This is a genomic window from Vibrio nitrifigilis (genome assembly GCF_015686695.1).
In the GTDB taxonomy this organism is placed as follows: Bacteria; Pseudomonadota; Gammaproteobacteria; order Enterobacterales; family Vibrionaceae; genus Vibrio; species Vibrio nitrifigilis.
Genome location: NZ_JADPMR010000004.1, coordinates 1,702,858 through 1,726,460 on the forward strand (window position 1 = coordinate 1,702,858; position 23,603 = coordinate 1,726,460).

Annotated in this window: 18 protein-coding genes, 1 tRNA gene and 2 pseudogenes; 17 read left to right on the forward strand and 4 right to left on the reverse strand. The window is 41.4% G+C overall.

Translation table 11 applies throughout. From position 1 onward, the window contains the following. Nucleotides 1-132 precede the first annotated feature (132 nt). Complete coding sequence (locus I1A42_RS23870) at nt 133-1,269, forward strand: 5-methyltetrahydropteroyltriglutamate--homocysteine S-methyltransferase (protein WP_161158574.1); 1,137 nt, start codon at nt 133-135, stop codon at nt 1,267-1,269. A gap of 143 nt (nt 1,270-1,412) precedes the next feature. On the opposite strand, the gene I1A42_RS23875 is transcribed toward I1A42_RS23870, so the two are convergent. Together I1A42_RS23875 and I1A42_RS23880 are read right to left on the reverse strand one after the other, a co-directional pair. Further along, on the reverse strand, nt 1,413-1,892 hold the full coding sequence (locus I1A42_RS23875) for a YbaK/EbsC family protein (protein ID WP_161158573.1): 480 nt from the start codon (nt 1,890-1,892) through the stop codon (nt 1,413-1,415). Between the two features lie 190 nt (nt 1,893-2,082). Continuing rightward, on the reverse strand, nt 2,083-3,150 hold the full coding sequence (locus tag I1A42_RS23880; protein WP_161158572.1) for an aldo/keto reductase: 1,068 nt from the start codon (nt 3,148-3,150) through the stop codon (nt 2,083-2,085). A 342-nt stretch (nt 3,151-3,492) separates the two neighbouring features. Here I1A42_RS23880 and I1A42_RS23885 point away from each other — a divergent pair, with 342 nt between their 5' ends. From I1A42_RS23885 to I1A42_RS23900, 5 genes and pseudogenes are all read left to right on the forward strand, one after another. Further along, entirely contained in the window at nt 3,493-4,305 is an 813-nt protein-coding gene (locus tag I1A42_RS23885) for an ABC transporter substrate-binding protein (RefSeq protein WP_196125468.1), read from the forward strand. 52 nt (nt 4,306-4,357) lie between these two features. Continuing rightward, a pseudogene (locus I1A42_RS24915) lies at nt 4,358-4,999 on the forward strand (amino acid ABC transporter permease); the annotation flags it as partial. Nucleotides 5,000-5,125: 126 nt separating this feature from the next. Beyond that, nucleotides 5,126-5,911: an amino acid ABC transporter ATP-binding protein gene (locus I1A42_RS24920; protein WP_408063548.1), complete on the forward strand. Its 786-nt coding sequence runs from the start codon at nt 5,126-5,128 to the stop codon at nt 5,909-5,911. Further along, on the forward strand, nt 5,886-6,566 hold the full coding sequence (locus I1A42_RS23895) for a GntR family transcriptional regulator (protein WP_202436571.1): 681 nt from the start codon (nt 5,886-5,888) through the stop codon (nt 6,564-6,566). Before I1A42_RS24920 ends, I1A42_RS23895 begins: the two co-directional genes overlap by 26 nt. Beyond that, nucleotides 6,563-7,432, forward strand: a complete 870-nt coding sequence (locus I1A42_RS23900; protein ID WP_196125472.1) for an urea carboxylase-associated family protein — start codon at nt 6,563-6,565, stop codon at nt 7,430-7,432. Before I1A42_RS23895 ends, I1A42_RS23900 begins: the two co-directional genes overlap by 4 nt. A 73-nt stretch (nt 7,433-7,505) precedes the next feature. On the opposite strand, the gene I1A42_RS23905 is transcribed toward I1A42_RS23900, so the two are convergent. Next, nucleotides 7,506-8,135, reverse strand: a complete 630-nt coding sequence (locus I1A42_RS23905) for an NADPH-dependent F420 reductase (protein WP_196125474.1) — start codon at nt 8,133-8,135, stop codon at nt 7,506-7,508. Between the two features lie 138 nt (nt 8,136-8,273). On the opposite strand from I1A42_RS23905, the gene I1A42_RS23910 reads away from it, so the two are divergent. The 6 genes from I1A42_RS23910 to I1A42_RS23935 all read left to right on the forward strand — a co-directional run bounded on the left by I1A42_RS23910 (nt 8,274) and on the right by I1A42_RS23935 (nt 15,923). Next, nucleotides 8,274-9,191, forward strand: a complete 918-nt coding sequence (locus tag I1A42_RS23910; RefSeq protein WP_161158584.1) for a LysR family transcriptional regulator — start codon at nt 8,274-8,276, stop codon at nt 9,189-9,191. A gap of 235 nt (nt 9,192-9,426) precedes the next feature. Beyond that, a tRNA-Lys gene (locus I1A42_RS23915) sits at nt 9,427-9,502 on the forward strand. A gap of 698 nt (nt 9,503-10,200) precedes the next feature. Next, on the forward strand, nt 10,201-10,896 hold the full coding sequence (locus I1A42_RS23920) for a PEP-CTERM sorting domain-containing protein (RefSeq protein ID WP_161158585.1): 696 nt from the start codon (nt 10,201-10,203) through the stop codon (nt 10,894-10,896). Nucleotides 10,897-11,610: 714 nt separating this feature from the next. Next, nucleotides 11,611-13,011 (forward strand): PTS transporter subunit EIIC, encoded by a 1,401-nt coding sequence (locus I1A42_RS23925; RefSeq protein WP_196125476.1) that lies wholly within the window; start codon nt 11,611-11,613, stop codon nt 13,009-13,011. A 25-nt stretch (nt 13,012-13,036) separates the two neighbouring features. Continuing rightward, nucleotides 13,037-14,482, forward strand: a complete 1,446-nt coding sequence (locus I1A42_RS23930) for a M81 family metallopeptidase (RefSeq protein ID WP_196125478.1) — start codon at nt 13,037-13,039, stop codon at nt 14,480-14,482. Between the two features lie 40 nt (nt 14,483-14,522). After that, on the forward strand, nt 14,523-15,923 hold the full coding sequence (locus I1A42_RS23935) for a M24 family metallopeptidase (RefSeq protein WP_230389745.1): 1,401 nt from the start codon (nt 14,523-14,525) through the stop codon (nt 15,921-15,923). 66 nt (nt 15,924-15,989) lie between these two features. Here the strand turns inward: I1A42_RS23935 and I1A42_RS23940 are convergent. Further along, nucleotides 15,990-16,852 (reverse strand): annotated as a pseudogene (locus I1A42_RS23940) (NAD(P)-dependent oxidoreductase). A 235-nt stretch (nt 16,853-17,087) separates the two neighbouring features. Here I1A42_RS23940 and I1A42_RS23945 point away from each other — a divergent pair. The 5 genes from I1A42_RS23945 (at nt 17,088) to I1A42_RS23965 (ending at nt 23,599) form a co-directional block, all read left to right on the forward strand. Then, complete coding sequence (locus I1A42_RS23945; protein ID WP_196125481.1) at nt 17,088-18,428, forward strand: aminotransferase-like domain-containing protein; 1,341 nt, start codon at nt 17,088-17,090, stop codon at nt 18,426-18,428. Between the two features lie 473 nt (nt 18,429-18,901). After that, on the forward strand, nt 18,902-19,648 hold the full coding sequence (locus I1A42_RS23950; protein WP_329604862.1) for a GntR family transcriptional regulator: 747 nt from the start codon (nt 18,902-18,904) through the stop codon (nt 19,646-19,648). Between the two features lie 389 nt (nt 19,649-20,037). After that, on the forward strand, nt 20,038-21,720 hold the full coding sequence (locus I1A42_RS23955) for an ABC transporter substrate-binding protein (RefSeq protein WP_230389749.1): 1,683 nt from the start codon (nt 20,038-20,040) through the stop codon (nt 21,718-21,720). Nucleotides 21,721-21,789: 69 nt separating this feature from the next. Further along, nucleotides 21,790-22,758 carry an ABC transporter permease gene (locus I1A42_RS23960; RefSeq protein WP_161158455.1) on the forward strand — a complete coding sequence of 323 codons (969 nt, stop codon included), beginning with the start codon at nt 21,790-21,792 and terminating at the stop codon, nt 22,756-22,758. A gap of 1 nt (nt 22,759) precedes the next feature. Continuing rightward, complete coding sequence (locus tag I1A42_RS23965; protein ID WP_196125483.1) at nt 22,760-23,599, forward strand: ABC transporter permease; 840 nt, start codon at nt 22,760-22,762, stop codon at nt 23,597-23,599. Nucleotides 23,600-23,603 lie beyond the last annotated feature (4 nt).

A 23,603-nucleotide genomic window follows, 5' to 3' on the forward strand; every position in this document is an offset into this window, starting at 1 on the left:
TATGACCAATATTAATGATGAATTTGAATATTTTTCATGTTCAATATGAATAAAATAACATTAACAGCCATCTAGCCATCCATTAGTATGGGCTCATAATCATACGATAATAGTAATACAGAGGTAATCACAATGGCAATTCGTCCTCCATTCCGTTCAGATGTTGTAGGTAGTTACCTACGTCCCGATTATTTACATCAAGCTCGTGCTGATTTTAAAGCGGGTAAGATTTCTCAAGGCGATCTGACTGAGGTTGAAAACCGTGCGATTACCGAACTTGTTGAGCAGCAAAAAGCAGCGGGTCTGAAAGTGATTACCGATGGTGAATTCCGTCGCGGCTTCTGGCATATTGATTTCCTAGAAAACCTAAATGGTGTAGAAGGCTTTGTACCAAACCAAGGTTACAACCAAAAATTCCATGGTAAAGCAGCGCCTTCTTACAATATTCGTGTGATTGACCGTGTTTCTTTCAATGCAGATCACCCATTCTTGGGTCACTTTGATTTTCTAAAAAAAGTGGCAGAAACAGACGAAACATTCAGCGCAAAAGCAACCATCCCTGCGCCCACAATGATTCTGCGCCAAGAAATTCTGGCGAACGACGGTTCGTCTAAAATTGATGAAATCTACCCAAATCGTGATGATTTCTACCAAGATCTAGCACAAACCTATCGTGATGCTGTAAAAGCTTATTACGCTGCGGGTTGTCGTTATCTACAGTTTGATGACACCAACTGGGCATTTATGGCCGATGCAACGAAACGCGAAGAGCTTGCTGAAAAAGGCATCGACGTTCAAGCGATTGCGCAGGCATGTACCGATATCATTAATGGTGCCTTGGAAGGTAAACCAGATGATATGGTGATCACTACTCATATCTGTCGTGGTAACCACGCCTCATCTTGGTTGTTCTCTGGCGGTTATGGCCCAATTGCAAAAGAGCTGTTTGACACTAACTACGACGGTTACTTCCTAGAGTATGATAATGATCGTGCGGGAGATTTCGAACCGCTTAGTCATTGGCAAAACAACGGCAGCCAGATCGTGCTTGGTCTTGTGACTTCAAAATTCCCTGAATTAGAAGATAAAGAAGTGATCAAAGCGCGTATCAAAGAAGCTCAAGAGTATGTACCACTAGAAAACCTATGCTTGAGCCCACAATGTGGTTTTGCTTCAACTGAAGAAGGCAACAAACTTACCGTTGAAGACCAATGGGCGAAAATCCGTTTGATCAACGACATCGTTGCCGACGTTTGGACACAAGCGTAAACCGCTAGATTCCTAATTTATTCCAAATTTTTCCCACGGCTAAACCATACTTGGTTTAGCCGTTTTTTATTGTGGTGAAAACGAGAAATAAAAAAGGCAGCAAGCTAGGCTACCTTTTGACAAGAATTAAGTGAGTGGGGGAATTAAGCGCTTTCTGTTTCCATCTCTTTCGCCACATCTACCCAATCTGCTTGGCATACTTCAGCAAGACGAGCCGGCGTAACACGTACACCAGAGTTCGCATTACCGCCTGCAGGCAGAACGTAATCGTGCGCTTTTAAGCTTTCGTCACAAAAGATTTTTACCCCTTCACGAGTGGTGAATGGGCACACGCCGCCTGGGCGAAAACCGGTTAAGGGTTCCACTTCTTCACCCTTAAGCATTCGAGGTTTAATACCAAACAGGCGTTTGAATTTTCCATTTTGAATCTTAGCATCACCCGCCATAACGATAAGAGCTACGCCTTCTTCAAGACGTAACGACAAGGTTTTAGCAATTTGGCCGGGCTCAACACCAAAGGCTTGCGCGGCTTCAACCACGGTGGCGGTGCTTTCTTTTAATTCGGTCACTTCTAGGTCTTTAGCGTGCTGTGCGAGAAACTCTTTAACGCGATCGACACTCATGATGTCTCCTTTGAATCTAGTCGGTAGCTGCATTGTGCATTGAACGGCAAATACAATTTTTAGTTGTTATGGGAATCCAATCCCTGCAACAGCCAGAATAACAATTCGTGATTAGAGATGTCATGCTCTTTTGTAAAATAGTCAACCGAAGCAATCTGTTTTTATCAGTTGCTTCGATGACTGATTCAATTTATTGATTTTCCATCTCATCGATATAGGGTTGTAGTAGATGTTGATCTATGGAAGATAAGCGTTCAGATGCTGTGGTTGCTTGATGCCAATAGGGATAAAGTAGCGGAGGCCGACTGACTTTATCTAGTTTTTCAATGTCTTCTTGAGTTAGGACTAAATTGGCTGCCTGTAAGTTATCTTGCAATTGTTTATCTGTTCGAGCCCCTATAATAACGGAACTCACTTTCGGCTTACTGAGTAACCAAGCGAGAGAAACTTGTGCGGCGGAGACTTCTTTTTGCTTTGCTATATCAACGAGAACGTCGACAATATCGTAAAGTTTATCAACGTCATATACTGGTGGTTCGGTCCAGCCTTGTAGGTGACGAGAGCCTTCTGGTGATTGGTGATCACGGCGGTATTTTCCCGATAGCAGTCCTCCTGCCAATGGGCTCCAGACCAACACACCGACATCTTGGTCTTGGGCAATAGGTAACAATTCATATTCCGCTTCTCGTGCTTGAAGTGTGTAGTGAATCTGTTGCGTAATAGGGCGTAAATAGTGATTTTGCGCTGCACTACCCAGCGTTTTCATCAACTGCCAGCCAGTATAGTTCGATACGCCGTAGTAACGAATTTTGCCACTACGAACCAGGCTATCCATTGCTTCAAGGGTTTCTTCTAGCGGTGTAACACCATCCCACTCATGGATTTGATATAAATCGATATGATCGGTATCCAAACGTTTGAGCGATGCTTCACAAGCATTAATTAAATGATATCGAGACGCGCCTGCTTGGTTAGGCTCTTTTCCCATCGGAAATCGCGCTTTTGTTGCGATGAGTGCTTGGTCACGATAAGGCTTTAACGCTTGCCCCAAAATTTTCTCAGAAAGCCCCTCAGAGTACACATCTGCTGTATCGTAAAAATTAACGCCCGCTTCCATGCATAAATCAATTTGTGCTTTCGCTGCATCAAGTTCGGTGTTACCCACTAAAGCAAATTTGCCTTGCCCGCCAAATGTCATCGTTCCTAATGTGAGCGATGATACTCGCAGGCCAGAATGACCAAGCTGACGATATTCCATTGATAAACTCCTTGTCACTGAATTGATTGAGTTATGAGCTAAAACTCAAACCTTAACAAAACCACTTCTGGTGATGTTGTGAGATAGGGAGGGAAAACGAAATATTCATTCTTTTTATTAATTCATTATATGACTTAGTGGTTTTAATACTTATTTAATGCATTTTTTGAATCATATTTGTGCATTGAGTTGTTAGAAAGAGTGCGTCACTACAAATAAAAAATACAATTATCAATATAATTTATTTAAAAATATGATATTTCAATATTTAATTTATTGGCATGATATTTGTTTGGTGATTGTTGAACAATTATTGTTGAACAATCTTGGAAGGATCCAAAAATGAAAGGAATAAAAAGGATAACGATAACTATAGCGTCGGTACTTACTGTCTCGGGGATTGCAATAACAGCCCATGCTGCTGATACCTTACGAATAGGTACTGACTTAACCTACCCACCATATAACTATTTGGTTAAACATAAAGCGTCTGGGTTTGATGCTGAATTCATGAGGATGGTAGCTGAGCAGTTAAACGAAGAGCCAAAGTTTATGGATACTCGCTTTGCCAATCTTATTATGGGAATTAACCTCAATAAATTTGATGTCATTGCGTCCACGTTATACGTCACCCCAGCTAGGGCAAAACAAATTAGTTATATCCCTTATATGAAAACAGGAGGCGTGATACTTGCTCCGTTGTCATCTACTTATGAACCAAAAGATGTGACCGATTTATGCGGAAAACGAGTCAGTTCTATTCAAGGTGCGGCTTGGATTCAGAAATTAAATCAGGTTTCTGCCAATCAATGTGTTAAGCAGGGGTTAGAGAAAATTGATGTACGAGAATTCCCGACATCACCAGAAGCCAGCCAAGCAGTAATCGCGGGAATGGTTGATGCACAAATAGAGGATGCTGCTGTTGCGAAAGAAGCTGCGGATAAATCTGGCAAACTTCACATTACTAGTCCAATTGTTTATCCGGTCGTTGTGGGATTAGGCCTTAAAAAAGGCAATAGTAAATTGGAAACCAAATTAAAAGATGCAGTAGCAGCTGTAGAGAAAACCGACAAATTCAAGGCATTGCTTAAACAATATAGCGTATCTGTACCGGATGCTCAGGAAATTGATTCTGCATTAAAAGGAACACTGTAGTTATTACCTACTAATTAATCAATAAGTTCAGGAAGTATAAAGGAGCTATGTGATGAACTTTGACTGGAATTATTTTGTCGGGTTGCTACACAACGTCGATTTTTGGCAAGCATCGGTGTTGGTGGTCAAATTGAGTATTATCACTTGGGTGGGAGGGAATATCTTTGGGCTTTTGTTGGCGTTAAGTAAGCAATCTCATTTTAAGTTATTACAGTTTTTTGCTAGTACTTATATTTGGTTATTTAGAAGCTTACCTCTCTTGGTGTTACTTATCTTTATTTACAACGCTCCTTTATTACTACCGGGGAGCGCTCAATGGCTTTCTTCCCCTTTCGTTGCAGGATTAATTGCTTTGATCGTAAGTGAAACAGCCTATATTGCAGAAATCCACCGTGGAGGGTTGTTATCTGTAAGCAAAGGTCAGCGTGAAGCGGGTAAAGCATTAGGAATTAAATATTCAGGAATTCAAAGAATTATTGTTATTCCCCAAGCGATTAAAATTGCATTGCCAGCACTATCTAACGAATTTGTCACTATTGTAAAACTGACTTCTTTAGTTTCAGTGATTTCTTTATCCGAAATATTGATGGTTGGGCAGAGGCTTTATACACAGAACTTTAAAGTAATAGAAACTCTGTGTGCTGTTGCTTTTTATTATGTTCTTATTGTTACTGTATTTGACAGAGTTATTCATTGGTTAGAACGTTATTTTGATGTGACGAATAAATCGGCTAAGCAGGTTACAGATGAAGAGCGCTCTTTGGTTAAAATGACAAGTGAAGTTCCTTCTATTCAGACAATAAATCCTACCTCATACCCTATCGTGAATCTTACAGGAGTTCATAAATATTACGGTGAAAAAAGAGTGTTAGAAGGCGTTGATCTCGCAGTTAAAAATGGAGAAGTTATTTCTATTATTGGGCCTTCAGGTTCAGGGAAAACAACCTTAATTCGAACTATTAATGGATTAGAAATGTTGGATGATGGCGCTATTATGATTGAGGGAAATCCTTTTCTTGAACCTACGCCTAATGGTCGCATAGGAAAAAATTATTATCAGCATATTCAGAAGATTGGTATGGTTTTTCAAGGATTTAATTTATTTCCTCATAAAACAGTTCTCGAAAATATCATGTTAGCTCCGCTTTATCACAAATTAGGTTCATCAGATGAAATCAAACAAATCAGCTTTAGTTTGCTCGATAAGGTGGGGCTAATTGAACATGCTCATAAGTATCCGCATCAGCTTTCAGGTGGACAACAGCAAAGGGTAGCAATTGCGAGGGCATTAGCAATGAAACCCGATATTATGTTATTCGATGAGCCTACATCGGCGCTTGATCCTGAATTAGTTGGAGAGGTGCTTAAAGTAATTGAGCAATTAGCTCGAGAAGGAATGACTATGGTAATAGTCACTCATGAAATGTCGTTTGCCTTTAAAGTATCAGATCGAGTTGTATTTATGGAACAAGGTGCAATCCAACTATCGGGAGCTCCTGAGCAATTGCTTGGCGAAGCACACCCGCGACTATCTAAGTTTCTATCAAACCAAGAAATTATCCCGAATAACCTGGAGTTAAATGATGCAACAAATCGTTATGCCTAGTCCCCAAACGGATCTTCCTGCCTTCGAACGAATTGCAAATACATTACGTAATATGATGATTTCTGGGGAAATTACTGGTGGACAAACGTTAGGGGAAATTGAGCTTGCGGAAACGTTGGGTGCATCACGCAATACTGTACGTGAAGCCTTAAGACAGCTTTTATGTGAAGGATTAGTCGATTACCAACGAAATAAAGGGGTCACGGTAAGACGTATGACGAGAGCTGATGTCAAGGACATCTATCGAGTGCGTCGAACTCTGGAATTACAAGCGATAAACAGTGGGAGACACATAAAGCGAGAGATTATTCATTCTATGCAAGATTCCTTAGAAATGATGCAAAGCGCAGCAGAAAACAATAATTGGAATCAAGTTGCCACTTACAGCTTACGCTTTCATCAATCAATTGTTAACGCGATAGGGAGTCCGAGATTTGATCTATTTTTCTCAACGATTATCGCTCAGCTTAGATTGCTTTTTGCCAATGCTCCAGACGAAGAGTTTTTCCAAAAACCTTGGGTAGAGAAAGATCAATCTTTACTCAATTTCCTTATTTCAAATCAAAGAGAGTTAGCTGCCGAACATCTTAATCAGTACTTAGATCAATCGGAGCAAATGTTGTTAAGTGTATTTTCACACAAGGAGTTACGATGACTAAATATTATCCTGCTGCCTATCAGGCTTCAGAAGGGTCTGCTCTAAATATCGATAAAGAATTTTATCAGCGTATTGCTGCAGAGACTGGCAAAAGAACATTAGTGAAGTCTGTACATGTTCCTATTCGTACAGGGCAGGCATGGAAAGTACCAGCAGGACACGTCTTTCGGGTAGTAGCCAAGGAAGGTGCTCAGGTGGGGGATTTCAATATGTGGAATGCACATAATCCGAGAGAAAGAATGTGGGCATCAAGAACCCGCCAGTTACAAGGGGCTCATGTGTCGACTTATGATCGCTTGTGGTCCAATCTTCCATTCTTGCGTCCCATGGCAACCATTACATCTGATAGTTTGGCTGATTACGGTGTGGATGAACACGGTGGGCGTATTCATGATTTATTGGGAACACGCTGCGACCCGTACGTGAATAAAATGCTGACAGGTGAAGACTTTGATTTTCATTGCCATTCAAATTTGACGAGAGCCATTATGCCTTATGGTTTAACTGAATTTGACGTTCATGACGTGCTTAATATATTCCAATGTACCGGTCTAAATAGTGACGATCAGTATTTCATGAAAGCCAGCCCAGCGAAGAAAGGCGATTACCTAGAATTCTTTGCTGAGATTGATCTTTTGTGTGCGATTTCCACATGCCCTGGTGGTGATCTTTCGGTCCACTTATGGGGGCCTGAAGCTGAAGACCCTTTAAAAGTTTGCCGCCCCTTAGGTATTGAAATTTACTCTCTCGATTCTGAATTACTTGAAGGTTGGGAGCAGCCACGCTCACCTGATTATAAAGGTAATCATGGTTTACCGTTTCCTAAATGGGAAGATCAGCCAGATGCACAAAAAACCGAGTGAATAGTGCAAAGTGTGAATTCAAACAAAGGGCCATTCGGCCCTTTGTTTATTTTGTTACTTCATCATAGCGCTATTAGCGAGATAGCCATGCTGGAATGATTTGAGTACCTTTTCCAAGCATGTAACCAAAGTGAATATTCATATAAGCCAATGGTTCTAGGTAACGCGCATTACTTAGTGCTCCTGCATCCACTGCATCAAATCCTGCTTCATTAGCCAATGTTAGTACGGTTTGTTTAGCCGCATCGTCATCAGCGGCAACAAATGTTTGCGCTTTGTTTCCTGCAAATTCTAAACCTTGTTCATAAACTTGTACGAAGACGGTATTGAATGCTTTTACTACTTTTGCTTTTGGCAATAATGTTTGGATTTCTTCAGCAGCGGAGGTATCAAAACCAATGCTTAAGCCTGAGAAATCGGCTTTCACAGGGTTAGTCACATCAACGACGACTTTACCTGAAAAATCAATACTGCTTGCTAGGTTGCTAATTGCTTCATATGGTGTTGCGAGTATAACGACATCAGCCCCTTTTACCGCATCAGCAATGCTGACAGCACTGATATTGTCTTTAGCTAATTTATTAGCCACTTGACGAGCAGATTCTTCATGGTGTGAAGCCAAAGATACGCTGTACGCAGTTTGACCAAAAGTGAAAGCTAGACCTGAGCCGATGTTACCTGAACCGATGATGGCAATGTTCATAATATTTCTCCAATTCGTTGTTAGTTATTAAGTTGCGATGTTGTTTCGCTGTGATGTCAGTATTGCTCTCGGGCCTTTTCAACACAATGGAGAATATATAGAATAACTTTCTACATTTTGTTCCTAATGAGGTAAGCGATGGATTTAGTCGATGGTTTAAAAGCGTTTGTTATTACGGCGCAAACAGGCTCATTTACCGATGCTGCGAATCGGTTGGGAATATCTAATCGCTTAACTTCAAAATATGTCGCTCAACTGGAAGACAAGATCGGTGCAAGATTATTACAGCGCACCACTCGCCAAGTGGGTTTAACACCACAAGGTGAGGAATTATTAGCACGAGCACCCGCATTACTTGCTGAACTTGATGACTTGATTGGCAGTGTGTCGGAAGATGCAAAAGGTTTAACAGGATTATTAAGAATTTCAGCTCCAGTGACTTTTGGCGAAATGTATATCAATGAGATGTTGAGCCGTTTTGCGGTTCAGCACCCTAATCTTTCTATCGATTTAAGGTTAAGTGATTCACATGTGGACTTAGCGGCTGAGGGTTTTGATATTGCTTTTCGCATTGGGAAGCCGGATCTAAACACACTAAAAGTGCGTAAGTTGGGCACGATTACTAGTGTGCTGATTGCTGGGCAAAGCTATCTGGAACAACATGGAGAACCTCGTTCTCCCGACGATCTTGTCCATCACACCTGTATTCTAGATACCAATATGCGCGAGGCTAACCGATGGGTGTTTTGCAAAGATGGTCAAGAGTCTGTATTTCATCCAGCGCGCAACTTTACGGTTAACAATGCTCGTATCGCAAAAGATTGGGCACAGAACGGTTTAGGTATCGCGTTATGTCCCAGTTTTGTGTTACAGAAATATCGTGATGAAGAAAATGGTAACCTAGTACGATTACTTTCTGATTACTCAATGAAAACTCTCCCTCTTTGTGCTGCATATCTGAATGGGAAAGTGGTCCCGAAAAAGGTAAGAACTTTGATTGATTTTGCAGTGCAAGATTTTGAAAACAGCAACTTATCGGCATGTCAGATGAATTAAATATGAGTAAACGTATTAATGCCAAACTTTATGCAAGCTTTTACCTATGGCTTTTTAATAACCAATAGTTAATTTCTCTTGATACAACAAATACTTATCTTTTTTACTTAGATGCTTGACAGCGGCTTTCGAGAGGTCTATTTTCTTTCGTCATGAGCTGAGTGGCGCCGCATAGTCGAGTTCTACCTGCTTGTTTTAAATAGATAATTTGATAAATAGTTATCTATTCCATACTAGGCCGTTAACTCAGTTGGTAGAGTAGTTGACTCTTAATCAATCGGTCGCGGGTTCGAACCCCGCACGGCCTACCATTTTCCCTCTAAGTCATGTTTCTTATTCTCTGCCGAAATTGATTTCACTAGGTGTTCGACTTTCAGCTGTCAGTATTTTTTACATCCGTATACTCCCATATTTGCTCGATCATTATTGGCTTATTAGATCGTATCTTATTGATATTGATAGACCTGTAACCTTGGTCTTTCTTATTGATTCATCCGTCGTTGATTTAAAGTGTTAGATTTTTTGACTCGTGTCTCATCGCCATTGTCTGACTTTTTTACACTGTAGCTTACAGGTACCTAGGTTGTTAGAACATTAAGCGCTGTTCTAGGAAGTTACGTGTTTTGTTTCCATAAAAAGTTTATTAATAATTAAATCCGATGGTTATGTATGATCTGCTTTATTGAAACGGTGAGCGGTAAAAGTATCTAGCGATTGTGGCTAACTATTTGAATAGCATCGGGATGCATTGCGATATTTTGGATCTTTGAAGTGTAAATACCGAGATTTATACGTGAAGTCACTCAGATTTTATACTAAACCTATGGCATAAAAAGACAGGGTTTGTTGGATACAGACATACGATTAAAACGATAGATTGTCAGAGAATTTTACACACTTGAATGATAGAGGTGTTTATCTGGATAATTTCAATTAAAAACAAAGGATTAAAACATGGCATGTATTTAGCATTACAGCACTGTCCGCACTTAATGGCAGGAAATTATTAATGGTAAAGTTAGTTGTATTATTGTTGTTAACTGTTGTTGCGCCATTGACTCACGCGTCATTTATCTCTGATGTTCACTATAACAACATCGAGAAAAAGGCTTTGAATCTGGATAGCTCATTCTCTACTGGTGTTCAAGAAGGGGTAATAGGCTCCGATAGTGGTTGGTCTTGGGTGTCTATCAGTGGTGATCTCGATAACTTTGTCGATTTTTATAGTTTTACTAACCCTGAATCAGGGAGTAACTGGTGGTTTGATATTGATAATGCATTTGGGTCCATGCTAACGCTATACAGCACTTCTGGTGTTGAAATTTGGACTAATATCGGTACGGGATGTACTGACCTAGATGCTTCTTCAGTTGGTTGTGATTCTCTTTGGGCTGATGATGATAGCTTCTTTCTTGAAGAGATTGGCGTCACTTTAGATGCGGGTGACTATATTTTGGTCATGAACTCTTACTTTCGTAGTGTTCCTGCTACCAGCATTCCGTATGGATTAAATGACAAGTCCTACGTGTTGAATGTTAGTACTGATGCGACATTGAGTTCATCGGTGACCACGTTAAGTGTGAGTTCGTTAACCTCAACAAGCGTGAGTCAGGTGCCAGAACCTTCATCAATTCTCATCTTGGGATTAGGTTTACTGGCAATACGTGTTGTGTGCTCTGCTAAAAGAAAATACGTCACCGCTTAAACAATGGTGGAATGGATGACGAGCCGTGGTTGAGTATTCAGCCACGGCCTTTTGCTATCAAGGCATTGTACAAGGTGCTACAGAGTCATATTTATCGAGAACTTAATAAGTGCAAATTAACCAACCAAGTTTGTGCATAAATAAAACTAATGGAAATAGATGAAGTATTTTGTTCGGAGTATTTAATCGCGGTGAGATTATTTAATGCTACATAAATCATCATAACGTTGTGATGATTTGTCATACTATTTATTTAATAATGATAACTTCTGATTTCTACTGTCGATTTTATATTTAATAAATATATAAAATCGACACATATCTAAAGTGTAATGTTCTGATATTTAAATTTAATCTAGTTATCTATATATTTATATTCTAATAATTTAGTTTATGAAACTAAATCGTAGGTTTTTTATTTGTTTTTAGTCTTTTGTTTATAACAGTGTTTTATATTGCTGTCCCTGTTTTTAAATATTATTGTTCAATAACAAAATTCATGTTGAAGATGAAAAAATATAGTGATAACAATAAAGGAATAGAATATTTCACATGATGAAAGGGAGTGGGTTTATCCATTAATAATGGATTGGTTAAATAAGAATTTAATTCATTAGTTTTATGTATTTATCTATTTGAAGTTAAAAAGTTTGTGTACAGCATTGTAAGCGACAAGGAGTTGCTTCAGCTAAGAATCATAAGGAATCGTGATCTATGAACTTTATCAATATGTCTGAAACCATACTAGAAAATCTTGGTGGTGCTGATAATATTAATAATATAACCCACTGTGCAACAAGGTTAAGAATCAGCTATAAAAACAAGAATCTAGTTAACGAAGATAAGATAAAAAATGCAGACAGCGTTGTCGGTTTTGTCAGTAAACAAGGTGGTATTCAAGTTATTATTGGCCCTAAAGTGGGCGAAGCTTATAACGACTTAATGGAAGTTATTAAAAAAGCATCTCCAACTCATAATATTGAAAGTGATAATAACAGTAATATTGATACAAGTGATGAATTAAATAAAGATACCCTATATTATGTGAATGCATTTGGTAACTTTTGTGCCTCTGTATTTATGCCAATGATTCCTGCTCTTATTATTGGTGGTTTAATCCTTTCTTTCCGAAATTTAATGATCAACTACTTTGGTATCTCCGTCGAAGGTGGTACCGCTCATATTATGTTGGCCATTTTCCAAGCCGCTTTTGCTTTTTTACCTATCTACATTGGATTTAATGCAGCGAAAACATTAAAGCTACAACCCGTATTAGGCGCACTGTTAGGGTGTTTATTGGTCAGCCCCGCGATTTCAAATGTTGATGGATTATCAATGTTTGGCTTTGATATTCCAAAGGTGAATTATGCTAGTAGCGTGATGCCCGTGATTTTTGGCTGTTTGTTTATGTTCGGTGTTGATCGTGTACTAAGCAAAATTATTCCAGAAGCGGTGACCTATTTCTTAAAACCATTGCTGACGATTTCCATTACTGTTCCTGTCACACTGATTATCCTTGGCCCGATTGGAACGGAACTCAGTCACGGGTTCTCCAATGGCCTGTTATGGTTGATGCATTCTGCCGGAGCCGTAGCAATGGTAGTGCTATCCGTCATTTACCCCTACATGGTGATGCTGGGGCTCGATAAAGCCTTAGCGCCAGTTGGGATCAACTTGATCGCGACGCTTGGTTATGATCCTCTAACATTAACTGCTGGATTTGTATCTAACTTAAGTATCGGGGCTACTGCGGTCGCTATTGCTCTGTCTGTGCGCAAAAATAAAGAGAAGAAAGGGATGATCACTTCCTTTGGTTTCACTGCGCTATGTGGCGTGACTGAGCCCGCCTTCTACGGTGCATTAATTTCTCGTCCAATCGTTTTAGTGGGTACTGCGATTGGTGCTGTATGTGGTGGTTTAACTGCAGGCATTCTTGGCATGGTGAACTATGTGCAAGGTGGTTGTCCTGGACTACTCACATTCCTATTTTTCTTAAACCCTGATGGTTCTATGTATAACTTGGTGGTCTCTTTCATCGTAGCCATTGTCACCATTATTTCTGCGTTTATCGCAACCAAGTTAGTGCTGATGAAAACTCAGCTCACCATCGACTAATCGAATTGATCTACAAGGAAATGTTATGAAAATTCTTATTGGCCATTTCACCAGCGAATCGAATGAACACGTCCCATACTTGGGTGAACTAAAAAACTTCATTTTGGGTTATGGCGATGAAGTACAAGATTTGATGCATTTACGTGATGTGTTTAAAGAAAATGATGTGGAGGCGATTGGCTCAATCTACGCGAATGGACACACATCTGGCCCTGTAGAAAAGCATGCGTTTGAGTACATATTGAATCGCCTCATTACTGACGTGAACAAATACCGTAATGATATTGATGGTATTTTGCTGTTGCTGCATGGTGCGAGCAAAATCCAAGATTTACCGGGTAGCAGTGGTGAACCACTTATCTTGAGTAAAATTCGTGACATCATGGGGCCGTATTTCCCTGTCGCTATCGTGGTCGATCCACATGGTAACCTCAATCAAGACTACTGTGAAAGCGCTACGATTTTGCGTAGCTACCGTGAATCTCCCCATACAGATATGTACCCAACTCACCAATACGTGGCTCAATTACTGATCGATTTAATTAAGGATAATCGCAAAACCAATGCCGTGTATCGCAAGCTGCCATTAATTTTAGGTGGTGAGCGTTCAGTGAGTACTGATGAGCCTGTGCGTTCAATTAACCAACTGTTAGACAAAGTAGAGCAAGATGAACGCATTATGTCTGCTTCTTGGCATGTGGGCTATATTCGCCACGATTCGCAAAATATTGGTTGTTCGATTGTGGTCGTACCAAGTTCGAAAGAATACAGTGAATACGCCAATGAAGTGGCGGACATGTTGGCCAATTACGTAATGGATAAGCGTCATGAGTTCCATTTTCACGGTAATGCTTTAGAGCCTGAAGAGGCGCTCACCACTGCACTAGATTTTGCTCAAGGGCGTGTGTTTATCACCGATTCGGGGGACAACACCACATCGGGAGCAACAGGAGCCAATACCTACATTTTGCGCCAGTTTCTTGCAGCAAGTGATTACCAAGATAAAAAGATTCTCTTTGCCACCATCAATGATCCTAATGCAACCCGAGAATTGCTAAAACAGTCTGAAGGTGACAAAGTGACGTTTACCGTTGGGCAAAATATTGATGAGTTAAGTCAACCCGTTGAGTTGTCTGGCACAATAAAACGAATGGGTATTGTGCATAATATTTTGGGTGTAAAACGCAAATTTGGTGATGTTGTGACGGTTGCTATCGATGGTGCTCCGATTGATGTCATGGTCGCTAATGTGGGTATCAGTTTTGCCGAGCTTCACCAATATGAAGCGGCGCAGGTCGACCCTTATCAATATGATATTGTGATCGTAAAACAGGGTTATATTTTCCCAGAAATCAATGCAATTGCGGATATGAGCATCATGAGTTTAACCAATGGAACGACGTACCAAGTCGCAGAAAAATTGCCATTTAGACTGATTGATCGCCCAATGTTCCCGATTGACCAATTTTAAGCCGTAGTGCCCATGGAATGGGCATTTAAATCATGAGGATATGATGATTCTAACCTCCAAAGAAAATATCGCTCTGAAAGAGCTCAAGCCGTTGCAACAGGCTCGTTCATTAGAGCCTGTCATGCTAACCGATGAGACCATGCAAGCACGCAAAGAGAAAGTGTTGACCTTAATGAAAAGTGAAGGTATTGAGTGCATGGTGATTTATGGTGATTTAGAACACGGGGCAAATTTTGAATATTTGACCGGTTTCTTAACTCGCTTTGAAGAAGGCCTATTGGTATTACATCAAGATGGCCGCGCATTCCTACTGTTAGGCAATGAAAATCTTAATAAAGCCAGTAAAGCGAGATTGGCCGCAGAAGCGATTCATGTACCGTTCCTTTCTTTACCTAATCAACCCATGCAAAATGACGCGCCGATTGAAGAGTACTTTAAAGCCGCGGGATTAACGCCAGAAATGAACACGGCGCTGGTGGGATGGAAAATGTTCACCAGCAGTGTTGCGGATAATCAGCAGCTATTTGATTCACCGTATTTTTTAGTTGATGCCTTAAGAAATGTCGTGGGAGCGTCTTATCTTTCTAACCGCACGGATTTGTTGATTGGTGCTGACCAAGGCGCAAGGACCACGACAAATGCCAATGAAATTGCCCATTATGAATTTGGCGCTCAATTAGCCAATCAGGCCATTATGAGCGCTATTGATAAGGTGGCTATTGGCACCTCTGAGATGAGCATAGGTAATGAATTAAGCTTGTATGGTCAGCCACATAGTGTGGTGAGCATTGCCGCTACGGGAGCTCGATTCGAAAAAGCTAATCTTTATCCAACCCAGAAAACCGTGTCTTTGGGCGATCCAATGTCATTAACGGTTGGTTATAAGGGGGGATTATCCTCACGAGCGGGTTATGCAGTGAGTGGTTGTGATGAATTACCACCTGAGCATAGCGATTACTTAGACGTTTTGGCAAAGCCTTACTTTGCCGCTGTGGTCACTTGGCTTGAGAATATTCGAATAGGTATGGCTGGGAGTGAGCTCTACAATATTGTGGAAGAGGTGCTACCTAAAGCGGAATATAACTGGAGTCTCAATCCGGGACACTTGGTGGCCGATGAGGAGTGGATGTCGTCGCCGATTTATCCTGACTCTAAAGAGACACTCAAAAGTGGCATGATGCTGCAAATCGATATTATTCCGGGGCGCAGTGGCTATGCAGGAACGAGTTGTGAAAGTGGAGTCGTGCTCGCAGATGAGATGTTAAAAGCACAGATCAAAGCAGACTACCCAGAACTTCATGAGGTGTTTGCGGTACGTCGGCAATATATGTTGGAGCAATTGAATATCCAGCTTAGTGATGACGTGCTGTTGATGAATGATTCCGTCGCTTACTACAACCCGTTTTTACTCGCGAAAGAGAAAGCGTTCGTTAAATGTTAAACGACAGTGCGTGATGACTTCATCGACTAATGGCCGGCTATTAGTCATAGCCGGCCATTTAACAGGTTATTCTTCGTAAGATTTGATCAGTACAGAGGTGTCCATACGGCCCAAGCCTTTTTCTTGCAGTTTTGCATAGCGTTGATCGACTTCTTCGGTCATAGGCAGTGATAGGCCGTTGCGTTTGGCTTCATCAAGGCAGATACCTAAGTCTTTGCGCATCCAATCAATAGCAAAACCAAAGTCAAACTTATCTTGTGCCATCGTGACGGCGCGATTTTCCATTTGCCATGAACCTGCAGCGCCGAGTTTGAGTGTATCGACAACGAGACCAATATCGAGATCGGCTTCTTGCGCAACCATTAACGCCTCACTAAGCCCTTGTAGGATCCCAGCAATACAGATTTGGTTTACCATTTTACAACGCTGGCCCTGACCATTTTTACCAATCAAAGTGACTTGCTTAGCGTAGCTTTTCATCACTGGTAATGCTGCTTCAAACACACTGGGTTCTGCGCCACACATGACGGTTAAAACGCCGTTTTCAGCGCCAGCTTGTCCACCGGATACTGGCGCATCGATAAATTTCACCCCTTTTTCTTGGCAAGCTCTTCTGCTAGTTCTGCCGAAGTAGTGGTGTGATCAATCAAGGTCGAGCCTGCTTCCATTGCAGCCAACACGCCATCATCACCGTAAACAACGCTGCGCACATCATTATCGTTACCCACACACATCGCAACCACTTGAGCCCCTTTGGTGGCTGAATATGGTGTTGTATGGTATGAACCAGAGAACTCTTGGGCCCACTGTTCACCTTTACTGGTGGTGCGGTTATAGACTTGGGTGCTAAAACCGGCTTTGGCTAGGTGTCCTGCCATTGGGTAACCCATTACTCCAAGGCCGATAAACGCAACGTTGTTAATAGTCATGTGCATATTCCTTTTTGTCAGATTGACCTAATTAAACTATGTCAATATTGAGAGTTGTTGATGTTTTGGACAAATATAGCGTCTTAATATCCAATCATCTCTTAGTGAGCGTGCTATTACAATAATAACAATTATTGATATATGTCAATGATTAAAATTTGATTATTTCAATTTTTTGGTTTTGATCATAAACTAGCTTATGTTGATAACAGATAAGCATGCTGGAGTGATAGCGGTGAGTGAAGCCAAATACAGACAAATTGCCCGTATTATTGAGCAAAGAATGGATGCTGGAGAGTATCCAGCAGAAAGTAAATTGCCGACTCATCGCCAGTTAGCGGATGAGCTAGAGACGACTCCAGTCACTGTGTCGAAGGCTTATCAACTCCTTACCGACAATGGGCGGGTGTATTCTCATGTGGGGCGTGGTACGTTTGTGTGTGCGTCCAATTCGTTGAGTGATGTGATTCACCCAACGGATGAGGGAAAAGATTATAACCTGTCCATTTTGCAGCCCTGTTTACATTACAACCTCAATGCAATCAGCCAAGCTTTCCAAGTGGCTACTCGCTCTTTACCGCTAGATATGATTGGTTATACCGAACATTCTGGTCACGAAAAACACCGAGCCACAGGTGTTAAGTGGGCTAAACATTACGGTTTAGAAGGTGGGCAGCCACACAATACGTTGCTTGTGGATGGCGCGCAGCATGGCTTATCTTTGTTGATTAATGCCTTAACGAAACCCGGCGATACGATAGCAGTAGAAACCATGACGTATCCAGGAATCATGGCGATTGCCGGACTGGCTGAGCGTCAAGTTGTCGGAATTCCGATGGACGATCAAGGAGTCACTGTGCAAGGGTTGACTCAGGTGATTGAGCAGCATCAACCTAAGCTGGTGGTGATTGTGCCGTCACATCAAAATCCCACTGGTGTAACCATGCCGCTTGAGAGACGTAAACAGATTGCCAATATCATTGCTAAGCACCAAGTATGGTTGTTAGAAGATGATATTTATGGCTTTTTGCATCAAGAGCCTATCAGTGCTATCACCAATTTTGTACCGGAGCGTGGCTTTCATATTACGAGTTTATCGAAAGCGATTAGCCCTGCATTACGTTGTGGATTTATTAAAATCCCCGAGAGCCAAATTGCTCATATTGAAGCCTACATTCGTACCAATATATGGTTATCTGCGCCAATCAACTATGCCGCTGCGACTGTGATGATCGAATCGGGTGAGGCATTTAGTTTGGCGGAGCAACAACGTGAGATAGCCTCTCAGCGTCAAACGATTGCCCGTGAGTTATTACCTCAAGCGCACACCAGTCATGATGGATTCCATATTTGGTTACCTCTGCCAGAGCATTGGAATCAAGAGCGTTTTGTCATAGAGGCCAAAAATCGTGGTGTCCTTGTGAGTAGTGGAGGGTACTTTAATGCTCCCAATTCAACCAACCACCATATACGACTTTCGCTCATGTCGGTGGCAACCGATGAAGGGCTACGCCAAGCGCTAGTGATTCTCGCAGACCTGTTAGCACAACCGATGACGACGGTATTTCCGTTTTAGTGTTATTCAGATAACTGGCTCGGTGAGACATAATCACAACGTTTAATATTAGTGATTACCGAGCTGGTTAATCGAATATACCCAAGTAATCTCAAGATGCTGTTTTAGCGAGAATTGTTTTTCTCTTAGGTAAGGCAATGATTTTAAGACAGAGTCATTCTACGTTGAAAATCGTATATCATATTGATTAAAATAAACTTTAAATATTTTCTTTTGATCTTTTTCAGATTACTGTCTTACAGTGTATTGAGTTAAAACAATGATGAAAAACAACGGAACTGTTACTTATTATATATGTTTTAACTGTCTCTAAATAATAAACTAAAAGTATTTCGATAGAATAATCAACCAAGATCAGTGTTGCATTCTGTTATATTAATCCTTTTTTTATTATTTTTATTTATGTCTAATGAGCTTTCTTCATAGATTGTTCAAACTGGTTGTAAGCCTTCAGGTTAAGGAGAACATAACGGGTGAATTCGTATAAAAAATGGTCTGACTCACAAGAGTCTAGCAACAATCAACCCAAGGCAGTATTCGCTTATAACGCAATTCGTAAAGCTATTATCACCATGTCTCTTGAGCCAGGGAAGACGCTAAGCGAGAAAGAAATTTGTGCACAATACAACATATCAAGAACCCCTGTGAGAGAAGCGGTTCTGCGCTTATCTCAAGAAGGTTTAGTGAATGTGATTCCTGGTGAGGGAACTTTTGTTAGTAAGATTTCGGTGCGCAGTGTCATCGAAGGGCAAATTGTGAGATCTAGCCTTGAATTGCGCATGGCACGCTTAGCTGCTCGAACTTATCTTGCTGAATTTGAAAAAGAATTTGATTTGATTATGTATCTTCAATCTGATGCAGCAAAGCGACAGGATTACGACGAAGCATTTTCTATCGACAATTCTTTTCACCAATTAATCTGTAAAGTGGCTGGATTCCCTAATGTTTGGCGCACGATTCATAACTCAATAGGTCAACTTGATCGTGTGCGATATCGGGCCTTTCCTCAGTCTGGTTACTTTGATGCGATGGTGGATGAACATCAGGCAATATATAATGCAATTCGCAATCATGATGAAGAGCTGTCTTGCCAATTGATGCGCAGCCATTTAGATGATATTGCTCGTATGCTTTCTCTTGTGATGGAAGAAAACCCCAATATTATTATTCAAGAGGAGGATATGGATATTCTCAGTGCACTACGCACGCCTTATTCTTAACATTAACCTTTTTATTGATGTATTGAGATTAATAAGAAAATTATTAAGCTCAATACATTATCTACCTCGGTAATATTTTTCCCTGTCTCTTCGTTCACAACATCTATACTCGTTCCAGTTTTTTATGCTGAATTTAATATTTTGCACTATTTTCTAACGCGAAGGAAAATTAGCGTTCTATCTGTATTGTTGGTTTAAAACCATCATTTTCTTCTTGTGTTATCAAATATCACCCACAGATACCGCCACTGATTCCTTTTTAACCAGAACATGCTCTTTTCTGCTTAAAAAGAAATCAACGCATCATTACTTAGTCGGGTCTTGTAATCTTTGTTTTACATGGTATATATCAATATATCGGTTAAATAACAATCACAAGGATGTGTTGTATGACTAAGTTCTTTTCTCTGAGAACCGCTCTAAAACCTCGCATGGAAGATACAATTAAATCATGCCCACCAAAACGTTCTGTTGTTTCTAAGACAGTGGCACTCGCCAAGAAAAATACGCGACAAAAACCTTGGCGCTCAACGATCGCAGCGATATTACTGTCAGTTTGGGCAGTGAATTCTGTACAGGCAGCGCCGACGGAAGGAGGCAAAATCGATCTAACCGTGAACCCAGAGCCGCCGGCGTTAATGTTAGGGGTGATCAGCAATGCCTCAGCACAGTTGGTTGCAGGAAATATTTATGAAGGTTTATTGCGATACGATGATAAATTGCATCCTCAACCTTCACTGGCGAAATCCTGGGAAATATCACCGGATGGATTAACTTATACTTTCCATCTCCATGAGAACGTTAAGTTCCATGATGGCGTTCCTATGACGTCCGATGATGTGCTATTCAGTGTTAAGGATCTATTGTTAAAAACGCTTCCTTCACAGCGTCTTATTATGAAGCATGTAAAATCGGTCACTGCTCCAGATAAATACACGGTGGTATTTAAGTTAAAGGCGCCATTTGAAGCATTTATTCGTACATTCAGTTTTGCCAAAATGCCAATTATTCCAAAGCATCTATATGCTGGAACAGATTATTATACCAACCCACATAATAAAACACCGATAGGTACTGGGCCGTTTAAATTTGCTGAGTGGAAGCATGGTAATTACATCAAGCTGGTAAAAAACAAAGATTATTACTTACCGGGTAAACCTTATCTGGATCAGGTGATTTATCACGTTATTCCTGATTCTGCATCACGATCTGTTGCGTATGAAAATGGTGTTTTGAATGTACTTCCAGGCGGAACGGTTGAGAATTTTGATATTGATCGCTTGTCTAAATTACCCAATAGCTGTTTAACGGAAAAAGGGTGGGAATATAATTCACCGCTCTCTTGGTTGTGGTTAAACAATGCCGAAGCGCCGATGAATAATCCAAAATTCCGCAAGGCAATTATGTATGCGCTGAATCGTCAGTTTGCGCGTGATGTGCTTTGGAATGGGTATGCAAAAATTGCGACAGGTCCATTCTCACAACGGTTACCTTTCTACAGTGAGCAAAAACCTGAATACGATTATGATCCTGCGAAGGCAAAAGCGTTGCTGAAAGAGATTGGTTATAAAGGTAAAAAACCACTTCGTTTATTACCACTTCCATATGGTGAAACGTGGCAGCGCTGGGCAGAAGCGGTCAAACAGAATCTTGAAGAAGTGGGCATTCCCGTCTCTATCGAGGCTACCGATGTTGCTGGATGGAACCAACGGACCTCTAACCGAGATTACGATATTGCCTTTACCTACATGTATCAAAATGGCGATCCAGCGATTGGTGTAGAACGTAACTATCGCTCTACACAAATTCCGAAAGGTTCACCGTGGACGAATGTAGAAGGGTATAACAATCCGAAAATGGATAAATTATTCGATCAGGCATCAGTGGCTTTCCCTGCTTCAGAGCGGCAGAAGATTTACGACACCATTCAAGCTAAGTTGCAGCAAGATGTTCCGGTCGCTTGGTTACTCGATCTGAGCTTCCCAACGATCTACAACTGCAAATACCAAAATTTAATCACCACTGCGAATGGGTTATCTAGCTCATTACGTGACACTTGGATCAAAAAGTGATTTCACCTTGCGCGAGGGGGGTAAACCCTCGCCTTTTCTCTCTGATTAAAAACATCGATGGAGACGTTCATGACACGCTTTATATTAGGGCGACTGTTAAGAGCAGTGATTATCCTGTTTTGCATTGCCGTACTTAACTTTCTGTTGATTCATTTAGCCCCTGGTGATCCTGCCTCAGTCATGGCAGGCGAAGCAGGTGATACAGACCCTATTTTTCTACAACAACTTCAAGAGCGATTTGGTTTGGATCAACCACTATACATGCAGTTGTGGCTTTATATCTCGTCTATCGCTCATTTAGATCTGGGCTTTTCATACCGTCAATCTTTACCTGTTATTCAATTAATTGGCGACCGCTTACCTGCCACACTGTTGTTGTCTGTTGCTGCCTTTGTGATTTCGTTGGGGTTAGGCGTACTAGGCGGAGCAATTGCGTCGGCTAAACAGGGCAAAATAACCGATACCATTATCTCTTTTGTGGCTCTGATTTTTTATGCGACCCCGTTGTTTTGGCTCGCGTTAATGGGCGTACTAATGTTTTCGGTACATTTTAATTGGTTGCCAGGGTTTGGCTATGAAACCGTTGGTGCAGGCTATGCCGGCTTTGAGCGTGCGCTGGATATATTGCGCCACTTAGTGCTCCCCGCCATGACGTTAGGCTTATTTTTTATGGCGGTATATGTGCGAATGACGCGAGCATCGATGCTGGAAGTCAATCAGTTGGATTTTGTGAAAACTGCCAAAGCCAAAGGGTTAAGACCTGCGGTGATTCAGCGCCGACATGTATTACGTAATGCTTTACTCCCTGTAGTTACCTTAGCTGGATTACAAGCAGGGCAACTGGTGAGTGGTGCTGTGTTGATTGAAACCGTATTTGCGTGGCCGGGAATTGGGCGTTTGATGTTTGATGCCTTGTCACAGCGAGACTACAACTTGCTACTAGGTGTCTTCATGGTGTCTGCAGCCATGGTGCTGTTCTTCAACCTCATTACCGACATTCTCTATCGTTTGGTCGACCCACGCATCAAGGAGGCATAACATGGCTGATTTCTGGAAGCGCTTTTCACAAAATCGCCCTGCGTTAATCGGGCTACTCATAATTTTCGCTGTCGTGCTGTTGTCGCTCACTGCGCCGCTACTTTATCCGAAGTCGCCATGGGGAATGGTTCAGAGGCCATTTTTACCTCCATTCACCATGTCTCACTTTCTATTAGGCACCGACACGATGGGGCGTGATATTGCCTCAGGATTGGCTCATGGAGCCGGTATTTCATTGTTGGTAGGGTTGATATCTACCGTGGTCTCTTTAGTGATAGGCATTCCTCTTGGCGCAATAGCGGGTTATTTTGGTGGTTGGGTAGATGACGTATTAATGCGCTTTACCGAACTGTTTCAATCGGTTCCAAGTTTTGCTTTGGCGATTGTTTTAGTCGCGATTTTTGAACCATCTATCTACTCGATTGTGATCTCGATTGGCATCGTCTCATGGCCTCCTGTGGCGCGATTATTACGGGGCGAAGTGATGGCTTATCGTTCCCGTGAGTTTGTTGAGGCCGCGGTTCTTTCTGGTCAAAAGCATGGCACGATTATTTGGCGTCAAATCTTACCGAATACGCTTTCTCCGATCATCGTTTTGGCTTCAATGATGGTGGCTTCTTCTATCTTGATTGAAAGCTCATTGTCGTTCTTAGGCCTTGGTGCTCCAGATGTGATGTCTTGGGGATACATCATAGGCGCGGGGCGAACTGCGATTCGTCAAGCATGGTGGATTACCGTTTTTCCTGGTATCGCCATTATGTTGACTGTACTTGCTCTCAATCTCATTGGTGAAGGGCTTAATGATGCATTAAACCCTCGTGTTGCACGAAGTGGCAAGTAAGGAG